Below are 12451 nucleotides of genomic sequence, written 5' to 3' on the forward strand. Positions count from 1 at the left end.
ATTATTACATTTACATCATGTTCTATTACTATTTTATTATTGCCTTTCAAGTTTTTTGTGTGTATCATGCTTACAAGAATAAAAATAATTTCTATTGGTATTTTATTATCTTTTTTATCCCGTTACTTGATTGTATTATTTACCTCTTAACACAAGTAATTAACAAAAAGGATGTTAGCAATATCACGGAAGAACTTACTACAATTATCAACCCATCTAAAAAGATAAAAGACTTAGAAAAAGCGTTAGAGTTTTCTAACACATTTCAAAATAAGATTAATTTGGCTGATGGTTATGCCGAAATTAAAGATTTTAAAAATGCAATAATACAGTATGAAAAAGCTTTAGATAGTAATTTTAAAGACGAACCATACACTTTAAATAAATTGATACGTTGTTATTTTGAAATCAAAAATTTTGATAAGGTTGTTGAATATTCACAAAAAATAAATTTAGAAAAAGACTTTAAAGACACTATCTATTTTTATGGTTTGGCTTTAGAACAAAAAGGCAAATTTGAAGAAGCAGAAATTCAATTGAAAAAAATTGATAAAAGATATTCTAATTACTATGAAAGGTTAGAGTTTTCTAAATTTTTAATTAGAAGAGATAAAAAAGCAGCTGCCAAAGAGGTTTTAAAGGAAATTATATCAGAAATCGGTGCAATGAGTAAGGTAAATTCCAGAAAACATAGAAACGTAATTTCTGAGGCAGAAAAAATATTAAATGCTCATTAAAGTTTTTATTAAAGGATTTCTGCACCTATTCATCTTCTTCACTCTAACAATGTTAACTCAAATTGGTGGGGTTATTTATTTTATTTCTTTACTTATTGTTTCTCATAAAAGCACAAAATACAAGCTTAAAAGAATACTACTTTTCATCTTTATATATGCAACAAGTACTTTTTTAATAATCCCTAAAGTTGCCCCAATATTTGGGCGTGTTCCAATAGAAAATAACAACCAATTACAAGCACATAATTTTATAACAAAACTCTTTAACAGAAATTATGTTACTCCAAAAATGGCTACTGTTTTAACAACTATTTCTTTAAATCTAAAAAAAGAATACCCAACCCTTAAAGTTATTTATTTAGATGCAAACTTCCCTTTTATAAACGGTTTTCCTCTGCTTCCGCACTTAAGTCATAATGATGGAAAAAAAATTGATATTTCTTTTATCTATCAAACTAAAAAAGGAACTCTAACAAATTTAAAACCATCAAATAGTGGTTATGGTGTTTTTGTAGCACCATCAAAAAATGAAATACATCAAGCTAAAATTTGTAAAGAAAAAGGGTTTTGGCAATATGATTTTACCAAATATATTACGCTAGGTAATTTTAATACAAACTTAAAACTCTCAGAAAAAGCTACCAGAAGTCTTATTACTCATATTTTAAAAAATAATGCAGTAAGTAAATTATTTATAGAACCTCATCTTACAGCTAGATTAAAACTTAACCATGCTAAAATAAGATTTCATGGTTGTGCAGCTGTAAGGCATGATGATCATATTCATTTTCAAATTAAATAAATAGTCATTTCATTTTTGTAAATTTATATCCTATAATCCAAATACAATATGAAAAAAATTATTTTCTTATTTAGCTTATCAATAGCTCTTACTTGTTGCAAAAAACAACAAAAAGCAGATACAATTATCATTAACGCTAATATTTATACAGTAAATGATCATTTTGAAAAAGCAAGTGCTTTTGCCATTAAAGACGGAAAATTTATTGCTGTAGGAACATCCGAAGAAATCAAAAAAAACTACGATGCTTTAACTATTGTTGATGCAAAAAACAAAACAATTATCCCTGGTTTAATTGATGCACATTGTCATTTTTACAGAATGGGTTTACAGCAACAAAAAGTAGATTTAATGGGTACAAAAAGCTACGATGAAGTTCTACAAAAACTGATAGCTTTTCAAAAAGAAAAAAATTCAACTTTTATTACAGGAAGAGGTTGGGATCAAAATGATTGGGTAGTAAAAGAGTTTCCTACAAAGAAAAAGTTAGACTCTTTATTCCCTACAATTCCCGTTGCTATTGGTAGAGTTGATGGTCATGCTTTATTGGTTAATCAGGCTGCTATAAACCTATCTAAAATAACAAAAGACACAAAAGTTTCTGGTGGAGAAATTATACTCAAAGACGGAGAGTTAACAGGTGTGCTAATTGATGCTGCTATGGATTTTATTCCTTTTCCAGAAACCACAAAAGAAGAAGCTATTCTAGGTTTATTAGATGCTCAGAAAATTTCTTTTTCTTACGGATTAACCACTGTAGATGATGCCGGAATTGATCAAAATACAATTGAATTAATTGATAGCTTACAACAGGTTGGAAGTTTAAAAATGCGTATTTACGCAATGGTTTCTGCTGACAAACAAGCACAAATAGATTATTACATAAAAAAAGGAAAATTAAAAACAGATCGATTAAACGTCTGTTCTTTTAAAGTGTATGGTGATGGTGCTTTAGGCTCTAGAGGTGCTGCAATGCGTACACCGTATACTGATAGAGATAACCATTTTGGAGCATTAATCTACTCACCAGAGAGATATCAAGAAATTGCCAAACAAATTGCAGCTTCAGACTTTCAAATGAACACACATGCCATTGGCGATTCTGCAAATACTTGGTTGTTAAAAACGTATAAAGAGGTTTTAAAAGATGCCAAAAACAGACGTTGGCGCATAGAACATGCTCAAATTATTGCTCTAGAAGATTTTGATTTTTTCGATAATATTATTCCGTCTGTACAACCAACACACGCAACTTCTGACATGTATTGGGCAAAAGACAGAATTGGAACCAAACGAATGCAAGGGGCTTATGCCTATAAAGATTTATTAAAAAAATACGGAAAAATAGCTTTAGGTACAGATTTCCCTGTAGAACAAGTAAATCCTTTTTTAACTTTCTACGCAGCAACCATTAGAAAAGACATCAATAATTACCCTGAAAACGGATTTCAGATGGAAAATGCTCTAACTAGAGAAGAAACCTTAAAAGGGATGACTATTTGGGCTGCATATTCTAATTTTGAAGAACAAGAAAAAGGTTCTATTGAAATAGGCAAGTTTGCTGATTTTGTAATTCTAAATCAAGACATTATGAAAGTAGAAGGTGATAAAATTCCTAAAACAAAAGCAGTTGAAACATACTTAAATGGAGAAAAAGTGTATTAATAACAATGCAATTTTTCAACAATTTACACACCTAAAACTTATTTTAAAGTTTTAGGTGTTTTTATAAAAAAGCGAAATTAAACAATCTTAGAGCTAAACTTTTTTAATGTTTTTCACCAAACTTTCAGACAAACTAAACAACCACCTAACTTGTTCAGAAATTAATTGTGTTTCATGTAATTGCGACCTCATTTCTTTAGAAATAGGCAATCCTTTTTTTATTTCGGCATCTCTTAGAGCTGATAAATTATGAAAATAATCTTCATAATTTTTTGTTGCCATAGTAAGCTCTTCACTATCTAAATTAGCAGCAGTTTCTGCATTATTTAAAATGGCTATTGCTTTATTTAACTGAAATAAAATATGCTTTATATAAATTTCAAATTGTTTTGGCACCTTACCGGTTTCATTAGTTCTTATATACATGCCTAATGAAGATAGAGAGGATAAATAGGTATTAAAAATAGTCATTAACTCGTAAAATATTACAATATTTTCTTGTTTAGATTTTGGTTCTTGTGCCAATCTTTGATAAGCTGCATTTAAGTTCCCTACTTGTAAAAAAGCTTCTTTTCTTGCCAGAGCATACTCGGTAGGGACTTCTCCTTTTTTATGATAAAACAAATCTATTTGTATCAATAGTTTAGAAAAACCTTCTATAGAATTTAAGAAAAACTCCTTAATATTCTTAGCTTCCCACGCTGGCCAAAAAAAGTAATTAGCTACATAAGCCAAAAGAGAACCTATTAAGGTATCAAAAACTCTAAACTTTATAACTGTTAAAATATTAGGATTCATTAAAGCATAAATAAAAATAACATAGAGGGTAATAAATGCAGCTCCGTTTCTATAGTTTTGTTTCACTAAAGAAAAACCTATAATTAAAGACGATACAGATATCAGACCATAAATAATTGGATTTTGCGTTAAAAAAACAATTCCAACACCTACCGTAGCGCCTATTAACGTACCTAATACTCTATGTTTTGTTCTTTCTTTGGTTAAGCCATAACTAGGTCTCATAATAACCACAATGGTTAATAGAATCCAATAAGGCTGTTGCATATCAATTGCAAAACCAATCATTAAACCAATAAGCATGGTAAGTGTTAATCTTAACGAATGCCTAAATATGGGCGACTTTAAACTAAAGTTTGCTTTTAGTTTTTTAAGGTCATAATCTTGAGGAGTTAAAAATTGTTCGGCATCTTTTATGGCTCTAATTTTATCGTTTTTAGAATAATTATCTAATACTCTAAAAATATCCATTAAATTACCAATTTGCTTTTCTTGATACGCTTTATAATTTAGTAAAAAGATTACTCCTTCTCTAGATTCGGGCAAGCCAACAGTAACTTTATAGATTTCTATATGATTTTGTATTTTTTTAAGTAGAATTTTAAAATTATTATGAAAAGTAAGTTTTTCTTCTTTTAAAATAACTTTTGAAATGTGATTTAACCTCTTTGAAACTTCAAAAATTAATAGTTTAAACTCATCTACTTTTTCTTGATGTTCTTTAAACAAAGCATCAAACTTGTCATAATCAACCGTGTTTGAAATAGCTAATTCATATATTTCTATAATTTTAGAAAAGATTAGCTGTTGACGTCTTGTTCTATTACTAAAAACCAAGCTAAACCTTTTTTCTAAAACAACTTCTCTTATCGTTTCATGCAGTTCATTAATATCTACTTGAAGTTTAAAATTTTCTTCTAAAAGGGCTGTTCTATTTTCTGTATCTACCAATAACTTTCCACGAATTTTTACAAACTCTGCCGTTTTTTCAATTAATTGAACAAACAAATAATCTACTTGTAATTTTGGTAACACTAACTCTGTTAAGGTGGTTAAAAATAAATACCAAATACCCCCCAAAGCAATAAGTAACGAATGCTCAAAAACAGAAATTTCTGTACTATTGGGTGCCAAAGCCAAAACCAGTGAAATTAACCCTGCAAATGAAATTAAAGATGCTCTAAAACTAAAAACAGAAAGATATGAAATAGAAAATACGAGAATAATTAATAAAGGAATTAAAACAAAGTAACTCGTAAAACTCCCTATTAATAGCGTTACTACAAAAGTTAAAAAAATGGAAGCAACAATACCAAAAAACTTATGTTTTAAACTTCCAGAAATATCAGATGGAGCACAAAAAATGGCTCCTAAGGCAATACTAAACCCTATCTCAAAGCTATCAAAAAAATAAATAGATATTAGTACAGGAATTACCATTGCTAAAGCAACCACCAGTGCTTTAATAAAATACACCCCTTTAAAATATCTAATTAAATTTTTAATCATACATAAAATTAATACTCAAATTTAAGAAGTTTTTTCTAGGTAAGTCTATTTATTTAATCATTTTAAATTGATAAATAAAAGAATGTTTTTATATACTAATTACAATATTATTAAAGAGAAAAAAGGCGAATTTTCTTCCCCTGGTTATGGAAAGAAAACACCTCATTAAGTAACACATAACACCAATTTTCTCTAAAATACTATTTTTTGCTATCTATGAGAACCATCACAAAAGGGTTCATTTTTAGTGGCTTTACAAGCACATAAATTTCTTGTTTCTGTTTTTTCTGCAGTAAACACATTTGGGCTCATTCCTGTTCCTTTATGCTTTCCATCACATAACGGTTGTTTTTCCGACAATCCGCAAGTACACCAAGCGTAGTTTTTCCCTTCTTCTAAAGCTACTACAATAGATGCATTTCCTGCTCTTTTTGGTAATTCCATATTTTTTATTTTAGAGTATCAATATAAGTAATTTTATGATTAATTTCTATTTTGAAGTTATAGAATGATTTGTAATTCTATTATATTCGCCAATAATTTATAAAATCATAAAATGAAATCATACGTATATCTATTTTTCTCTTTAATTCTTTTTACTTCTTGCTCTAGTGATGATTCACCTAATTTTGAGCCTCAAACAGAAGCAGACATCCTAGAATACATTACAGATAACAACTTAGCTGCTACAAAAACTAATTCTGGCTTATATTATGTAATTAATAATGAAGGTACAGGAACTAGACCAACAAGTTCTTCAAATGTTACCGTAGCTTACAAAGGATATTTCTTAGACGGAAATGTTTTTGACGAAAGTAGTTCTAATGGTATTTCTTTTGGATTGAATCAAGTAATTTCTGGTTGGACAGAAGGAATTCAACTTTTTAAGGAAGGTGGAGATGGAATCTTGTTAGTTCCTTATAGTTTAGGTTATGGAGCAAATGGACGTGGTACAATTCCTGGAGGAGCTGTTTTAATTTTCGATGTAAAATTAATTAGTGTAAACTAAGCCAATTTAAAACTCATAATAAAAAGCGAAACTTAATAAGTTTCGCTTTTTTTGTGACATGTATGAGGTTTGATTTATGAAATAATTGGTTTTATAAAATCATCAATCTTATCAATTCCGTTTAAACCTAAATTCTTTATAAATGCAGAACCAATTATAGTTCCGTTTGCATATTTACAAGCAGTAGTAAATGTTTCTTTATCAGAAATACCAAAACCTATAATTAAATTACTCTTTAGATTCATATTTTTAATTCTCTCAAAATAAGCTACCTGATTGTTAGAAATATCACCTTTAGCACCCGTAATAGACGCAGAAGCCACCACATAAATAAAAGCTTTAGAATAAGCATCTATCTTTCTAATTCTTTCTTCGGATGTGTGCGGAGTTATTAAAAACACATTTGTAAGTCCGTATTTTTCAAATAAATCTTTGTAATGATTTTCATATTCCACCATTGGTAAATCTGGTAAAATAACAGTTTCGATACCACAATCTACTACTTTCTGACAAAATTTATCTTCGCCATATTTAAGCATCTGATTTAAATATCCCATTAAAACTAAAGGCGTTTTATTGGTTTCTTTAATGGTCATTAATTGATCAAAAATAAGATCTAAATTAATACCGTTTTCTAATGCCTTTTGGCTACTATCTTGTATGGTTGGTCCGTCTGCTAAAGGATCTGAATATGGCAAACCAACTTCTATAAAGTCTACACCACTTTTTTCTAGTTCTGATATCACTTTAGTGGTATCATCTAATTTTGGATATCCACAAGTAAAATAAATAGATAATAAATTTTTATCTTTTCTCTGAAATAATTCTTGAATTGAATTCATAATTTTTGTTTCATTCTGTCATTGCGAGGAACGAAGCAATCTCATAATTAATTAGCAGATTCCTTCACTTTGTTCGGAATGACGTTTCTAATCTTCTAAATGATTGATATACGTTTCTAAATCTTTATCTCCTCTACCCGATAAATTTACCACCACAACTTGGTCTTTTGTAAATTTAATTTTTGGTAAAACAGCCAAAGCATGCGCGCTTTCTAAAGCAGGAATAATTCCTTCTATTCTAGTTAATTCGTAAGCAGCAGCCAACGCTTCTTTATCGGTTGCATCCATAAATTTGGCTCTTTTACTTTCATATAAAAAAGCATGTAAAGGGCCAACTCCAGGATAATCTAAACCTGCAGAAATAGAATAAGGTTCAATAATTTGTCCGTATTCATCTTGCATTAAAATGGTTTTAGAACCATGAATAATTCCAACTTCTCCTAATTGAGAAGTGGCAGCACTTTCTCCAGAATTCACTCCCAAACCAGAAGCTTCAACAGCAATTAATTCTACATCTTCATCATCCATATAATGATAAAAAGCACCAGCAGCATTAGATCCTCCACCTACACAAGCAATTATTGTATCCGGATTTTCTTTTCCTGTTTTCTCTTTTAATTGCCATTTAATTTCTTCGGATATTACGGCTTGTAAACGGGCCACCATATCTGGATATGGATGTGGACCAACAACAGAACCAATTAAATAAAAGGTTTCTGGATGCTGAATCCAATATCTTATTGCCTCGTTTGTTGCATCTTTTAAAGTTCTACTTCCGCTTAAAGCAGGTACGACTTTTGCACCCAACATTTTCATACGAGCAACATTTGGCGCCTGACGCTCAATATCTTTTTCTCCCATAAAAACAGTACACTCTAAGCCCATTAAAGCACAAACGGTAGCGGTAGCAACTCCGTGTTGCCCTGCGCCTGTTTCTGCAATAATTTTAGTCTTACCTAATTTCTTAGCAACTAAAATCTGACCTATAGTATTGTTTACTTTATGTGCGCCTGTATGGTTTAAATCTTCTCGTTTTAAATAAATAAAAGCGCCATATTTTTCTGACAAACGTTTTGCCAAATACAACGGACTTGGGCGACCAACGTAATCTTTTAATAACGATTTGTATTCTTCTTGAAACTCCTTAGATTCTAATATTTGAATGTAATTATCTTCTAATTCTTTCACATTTGGATATAACAATTCCGGAATGAATGCGCCTCCAAATTGTCCGTAATAACCGTTTTTGTCTGGGTGAAATTTTGATTTCATATTTTATAATATTCTGTCATTGCGAGGAACGAAGCAATCTCTTAATTAATAAGCAGATTACTTCACTACGTTCGTAATGACGTTCTTTTTAAATTCCTTTAATTCTTCTATTTTCTTAACTCCTGGTTTACTTTCAAACTGACTGTTTACATCTAATGCATAAATAGGTAAATCTGATTTCATTATTTTTTGCACCTCTTCTACATCTTCCAATCCAATACCTCCACTTAAAAAGAAAGGTACATCAAAAGGATATTTCTCTAAAACAGACCAATCGAATTTTGTTCCGTTTCCTCCTCTTTCCTTTCCTTTTGTATCAAATAAAAAGAAATCTACAACTTCTAAATAAGGTTTTAAAACATCAAAATTAAACTCGTCTTTAATTCCGAAAACTTTAATAATTTCTACTTCATTTTTAGAAATATAATGTTGATTCTTTTTCTTCTTGATACTTTTATTTTCTTCAATAAACAAGGCTCTTCTTTCTGTTAACTGATTTTTTAAATCGGTAACATATTCCACAGATTCATCTCCGTGTAACTGAATTGCATCCAAATAATATTCTTCTACTAAAGAAATTACAATCTCTGGATATTCATTTACAAAAACACCCATTTTTTTGATTGATTTTGAAAACTCTGGAATAATACCTTCAAAATTTCTTTTTGATTTTTCATAGAAAATAAAGCCCAAATAATCAGGTTGCAAATCCGCAACTTGTTGGATATTCTCTACATATTTCATTCCGCAAACTTTCAGTTTCATATTTTTATTTTATTGTTGTCACTTCGAGTAATTTTCGACTTTAGGAGAAAATTGTATCGAGAAGATATTTGTTCTCGATACAAATTTTTCGTTCCTCAAAATTCACTCGAACTGACATAACTATCTAATTTGATTGATAAAATCTAAACAAGCTTCTCCTGGATTATCCGTTTTCATAAAATTTTCTCCAATTAAAAATCCTTGAAAACCAAACTCTTTTAATCCTGTAATAATTTTAGGATCAGAAATTCCGCTTTCAGAAACTTTTAAACATGTATCCGGAATTTGACCTGCCAACTTAATTGAATGCTCCAAATCGACTTCAAAAGTATTTAAATTTCTATTGTTGATTCCGATAATTTTATTGTCTAAATCGTTAATCTTATCTAAATCTTCTTGCGTATGAATTTCATATAAAACTTCTAAACCTAAATCTGTTGCTAAGTTTCCGTAGTTTTTTAATTCGGTTGCTGTTAAACAAGACGCAATTAATAAAATAACATCTGCGCCAATTGCTTTTGCTTCTACAATCTGAAATCCATCAACAATAAAATCTTTTCTTAAAATTGGTTTTTGTTGGTTGATGATTCTTGCTTCCATCAAATCTGCCATAGAACCTCCAAAAAAAGAAGTATCTGTTAAGATAGATTGTGCCGCCACATTTGCATCTAAATAGCCATTAGTAACTTCTGCAATGGTTGCTGTGTCATTAATAATTCCTTTAGAAGGAGATTGACGTTTAAATTCTGCAATAATTCCAGTAGAACCAACTTCTAACAACGATTTTTTTAGTGAAAAAGTTGTTCTTCCAAAACTAGGACTTTGTACTAATTTCTGAACAGGAACTTCTGCCTTTATCTTAGCTATTTCCTTCTTTTTAAATGCGATTATTTTATCAAGTATTGTCATTTCTCTTCTAATATCATCTCGATACAAATTTGTTCATTCTTCTCAAATTCACTCGATGTGACAGCACATATTGTCAGTTCGAGTGATTTTCGATTTTTTGAGAAAATTGTATCGAGAACTTTTTTATTTATTACTAATTATTTTACTTCTGTCAGGTCAAGCACAGTCGAGAACTAAATATAACCTCTCGATTGTGCTCGAAATGACATTATTTACTATTTATTCGTCTATTTCTGTACATCAAGAAAAAGTAAATTACAACTCCAACAATCAAACCAACCAAAGTCTGTTTTATAACCTCTTTTGTTTGAAGTCCTACTGCTGCTCCCATTATTAAAAAAGCAGGAATTACTAGAATTATATTTTTTTTTTTTGCCATTTTATCTTGTTTGTCATTGCGAGGAACGAAGCAACCTTTTTTTATAAACAGATTACTTCACTCGTAACCTCGTTCGTAATGACGTTCTAATTATAAACTTACTAATTTTTCTAATGTTTGTTTTGCTTTCAATCCAAAAAGCGAATCTTTTGCTTCATTAAAAGCAGCATCAAAAGGTTTGGTTTCATCAACAATAGTTAATGCAAAAGCAGCATTTGTTAACACCACATTGTTTTGTGCTTCTGTTCCTTTTCCTTCTAAAATAGCTTTGAAAATTTTTGCTGCATCTGCCACTGAATTTCCTCCAAATATTTCTGATTGCTGAATTCTTTTTTGTCCTAAATCTTCTGGATTTATAATTTGTTCTCCGTTTTTAGTAAAGAATTTAAATCCGCTTGTTAGTGAAATTTCATCATAACCATCTAACGCGTGAATAATTCCGTAATTGATATCTTCTTCTTGTAAAATGTAATTATACAAACGTGCAATTTCTAAATTGAATGTCCCTAACATATGGTTTTTAGGTGAACTTGGGTTTACCAAAGGACCTAACATATTAAAAAACGTTTTTAATGCCAACGCTTTTCTTGTTGGACTTACAGCTTTCATTGCTGGATGAAATTTTGGTGCATGTAAAAAGCAAATGTTTGCTTTCTCTAAATGTGCTCTTAAAATGTTTTCATCATTGGTAAAATTGTACCCAAAACTTTCTAACATATCGGAAGAACCAGACTGAGAAGACACCGAATAATTACCGTGTTTAGCTACTTTTTGTCCTGTTCCTGCAACTACAAAAGAAGTTAGTGTTGATATGTTAAACGTATCTTTTCCATCGCCACCTGTACCAACAATATCTATGGTATTATAATCTGATAAATCTACTTTTATAGCCAATTCTACCAACGCATCTCTAAAACCAGCAAGTTCATCTGCTGTTATTGGACGCATCATAAAAACGGTCATAAATGATGCTAAATGCGCATCATTGTATTTCTCTGCAGCAATATCTTTTAAGATTTGTGTTGCTTCAGATTTAGACAATCTTTCGTGATTATATAATTTGTTTAAAATTGCTTTCATAATTCTTACTTGTCATTGCGAATCAAATGATAATTTGATGTGGCAATCTTTTAATTAAAAATGAGATTACTTCGTTTCTCTCGTAATGACATTACTTTTTTACACTATTAATAAAATTAGTAACCAACTGCTCACCAACATCTGTTAAGATAGATTCTGGATGAAACTGAACTGCAGAAATTGGAAATATTTTGTGCTCAATTGCCTGAATTAAACCATCTTCATCTCTTGCAGTTACTTGTATTTCTTCTGGAAAACCTTCGTCTGTTGCTGCCCAAGAATGGTAACGTGCCGCCATAAATGTTTCTGGAACATCTTTAAAAATTGTAGCTGAAGGGTCTGAGACCCTCATCTCTGTGGCAACTCCGTGAAAAACATCGTCTAAATTGATGATTTTTCCTCCGAAAACTTCTGTAATTGCTTGTAAGCCTAAACAAACTCCGAATATTGGTTTTACACCGGCGTATGTTTTAATGACTTCCTTTAAGATTCCTGCTTCATCCGGAATTCCTGGACCTGGAGATAACATAATGATATCATACGTACCTACATCTGCAATACTGATTTCGTCGTTTCTAAAAACTGCAGGGAAATTTCCTGTAATTTTTTCTACCATATGAACTAAGTTATAGGTAAACGAATCGTAATTATCTAAAATTAATATTTTCATGTTCTTTTGTTGTG

Annotated in this window: 13 protein-coding genes; 4 read left to right on the forward strand and 9 right to left on the reverse strand. The window is 30.3% G+C overall.

Annotated features, from left to right (window positions below):
* The first annotated feature begins 17 nt into the window (after positions 1–17).
* Genes WHD07_RS06765 through WHD07_RS06775 form a run of 3 tightly spaced genes read left to right on the forward strand, consistent with a single transcriptional unit; the run spans position 18 to position 3204 of the window.
* The gene (locus WHD07_RS06765) at positions 18–737 is read left to right on the forward strand and encodes a hypothetical protein (RefSeq protein ID WP_343330550.1); all 720 of its coding nucleotides are present in this window, start codon (positions 18–20) and stop codon (positions 735–737) included.
* Positions 738–786: 49 nt separating this feature from the next.
* Positions 787–1539, forward strand: a complete 753-nt coding sequence (locus WHD07_RS06770; RefSeq protein WP_343330551.1) for a hypothetical protein — start codon at positions 787–789, stop codon at positions 1537–1539.
* Between the two features lie 48 nt (positions 1540–1587).
* Positions 1588–3204, forward strand: coding sequence for an amidohydrolase (locus WHD07_RS06775; protein WP_343330552.1), 1617 nt, complete (start codon positions 1588–1590; stop codon positions 3202–3204).
* 93 nt (positions 3205–3297) lie between these two features.
* Here the strand turns inward: WHD07_RS06775 and WHD07_RS06780 are convergent, their stop codons facing one another.
* Both WHD07_RS06780 and WHD07_RS06785 read right to left on the reverse strand, forming a co-directional pair.
* On the reverse strand, positions 3298–5511 hold the full coding sequence (locus WHD07_RS06780) for an FUSC family protein (protein ID WP_343330553.1): 2214 nt from the start codon (positions 5509–5511) through the stop codon (positions 3298–3300).
* 210 nt (positions 5512–5721) lie between these two features.
* Positions 5722–5955 (reverse strand): CDGSH iron-sulfur domain-containing protein, encoded by a 234-nt coding sequence (locus WHD07_RS06785; protein WP_343330554.1) that lies wholly within the window; start codon positions 5953–5955, stop codon positions 5722–5724.
* Positions 5956–6067: 112 nt separating this feature from the next.
* Here WHD07_RS06785 and WHD07_RS06790 point away from each other — a divergent pair, with 112 nt between their 5' ends.
* Positions 6068–6520, forward strand: coding sequence for an FKBP-type peptidyl-prolyl cis-trans isomerase (locus WHD07_RS06790; RefSeq protein WP_343330555.1), 453 nt, complete (start codon positions 6068–6070; stop codon positions 6518–6520).
* A gap of 74 nt (positions 6521–6594) precedes the next feature.
* Here WHD07_RS06790 and trpA read toward each other — a convergent pair whose 3' ends face one another.
* The 7 genes from trpA to WHD07_RS06825 all read right to left on the reverse strand — a co-directional run bounded on the left by trpA (position 6595) and on the right by WHD07_RS06825 (position 12437).
* The gene (gene trpA / locus WHD07_RS06795; RefSeq protein WP_343330556.1) at positions 6595–7362 is read right to left on the reverse strand and encodes a tryptophan synthase subunit alpha; all 768 of its coding nucleotides are present in this window, start codon (positions 7360–7362) and stop codon (positions 6595–6597) included.
* Positions 7363–7449: 87 nt separating this feature from the next.
* The gene (trpB, locus tag WHD07_RS06800; protein ID WP_343330557.1) at positions 7450–8634 is read right to left on the reverse strand and encodes a tryptophan synthase subunit beta; all 1185 of its coding nucleotides are present in this window, start codon (positions 8632–8634) and stop codon (positions 7450–7452) included.
* Positions 8635–8691: 57 nt separating this feature from the next.
* On the reverse strand, positions 8692–9399 hold the full coding sequence (locus tag WHD07_RS06805; RefSeq protein WP_343330558.1) for a phosphoribosylanthranilate isomerase: 708 nt from the start codon (positions 9397–9399) through the stop codon (positions 8692–8694).
* Positions 9400–9519: 120 nt separating this feature from the next.
* A complete protein-coding gene (gene trpC / locus WHD07_RS06810; RefSeq protein ID WP_343330559.1) occupies positions 9520–10308 on the reverse strand; it encodes an indole-3-glycerol phosphate synthase TrpC in 789 nt (262 codons plus the stop codon).
* A 208-nt stretch (positions 10309–10516) separates the two neighbouring features.
* Positions 10517–10687: a hypothetical protein gene (locus tag WHD07_RS06815; RefSeq protein WP_343330560.1), complete on the reverse strand. Its 171-nt coding sequence runs from the start codon at positions 10685–10687 to the stop codon at positions 10517–10519.
* Positions 10688–10777: 90 nt separating this feature from the next.
* Positions 10778–11767, reverse strand: a complete 990-nt coding sequence (gene trpD, locus WHD07_RS06820; protein ID WP_343330561.1) for an anthranilate phosphoribosyltransferase — start codon at positions 11765–11767, stop codon at positions 10778–10780.
* Between the two features lie 91 nt (positions 11768–11858).
* Complete coding sequence (locus WHD07_RS06825; protein ID WP_343330562.1) at positions 11859–12437, reverse strand: aminodeoxychorismate/anthranilate synthase component II; 579 nt, start codon at positions 12435–12437, stop codon at positions 11859–11861.
* Between the last annotated feature and the right edge of the window lie 14 nt (positions 12438–12451).

Origin of the sequence: Polaribacter staleyi, assembly GCF_038024045.1 — a bacterium.
Classification (GTDB): Bacteria; Bacteroidota; Bacteroidia; order Flavobacteriales; family Flavobacteriaceae; genus Polaribacter; species Polaribacter butkevichii.

Coding starts and splice junctions, on each gene's coding strand:
- WHD07_RS06765 (WP_343330550.1), top strand. CDS start 18: ATGTTCTATTACTATTTTATTATTGCCTTTCAAGTTTTTTGTGTGTAT.
- WHD07_RS06770 (WP_343330551.1), top strand. CDS start 787: ATGTTAACTCAAATTGGTGGGGTTATTTATTTTATTTCTTTACTTATT.
- WHD07_RS06775 (WP_343330552.1), top strand. CDS start 1,588: ATGAAAAAAATTATTTTCTTATTTAGCTTATCAATAGCTCTTACTTGT.
- WHD07_RS06780 (WP_343330553.1), bottom strand. CDS start 5,511: ATGATTAAAAATTTAATTAGATATTTTAAAGGGGTGTATTTTATTAAA.
- WHD07_RS06785 (WP_343330554.1), bottom strand. CDS start 5,955: ATGGAATTACCAAAAAGAGCAGGAAATGCATCTATTGTAGTAGCTTTA.
- WHD07_RS06790 (WP_343330555.1), top strand. CDS start 6,068: ATGAAATCATACGTATATCTATTTTTCTCTTTAATTCTTTTTACTTCT.
- trpA (WP_343330556.1), bottom strand. CDS start 7,362: ATGAATTCAATTCAAGAATTATTTCAGAGAAAAGATAAAAATTTATTA.
- trpB (WP_343330557.1), bottom strand. CDS start 8,634: ATGAAATCAAAATTTCACCCAGACAAAAACGGTTATTACGGACAATTT.
- WHD07_RS06805 (WP_343330558.1), bottom strand. CDS start 9,399: ATGAAACTGAAAGTTTGCGGAATGAAATATGTAGAGAATATCCAACAA.
- trpC (WP_343330559.1), bottom strand. CDS start 10,308: ATGACAATACTTGATAAAATAATCGCATTTAAAAAGAAGGAAATAGCT.
- WHD07_RS06815 (WP_343330560.1), bottom strand. CDS start 10,687: ATGGCAAAAAAAAAAAATATAATTCTAGTAATTCCTGCTTTTTTAATA.
- trpD (WP_343330561.1), bottom strand. CDS start 11,767: ATGAAAGCAATTTTAAACAAATTATATAATCACGAAAGATTGTCTAAA.
- WHD07_RS06825 (WP_343330562.1), bottom strand. CDS start 12,437: ATGAAAATATTAATTTTAGATAATTACGATTCGTTTACCTATAACTTA.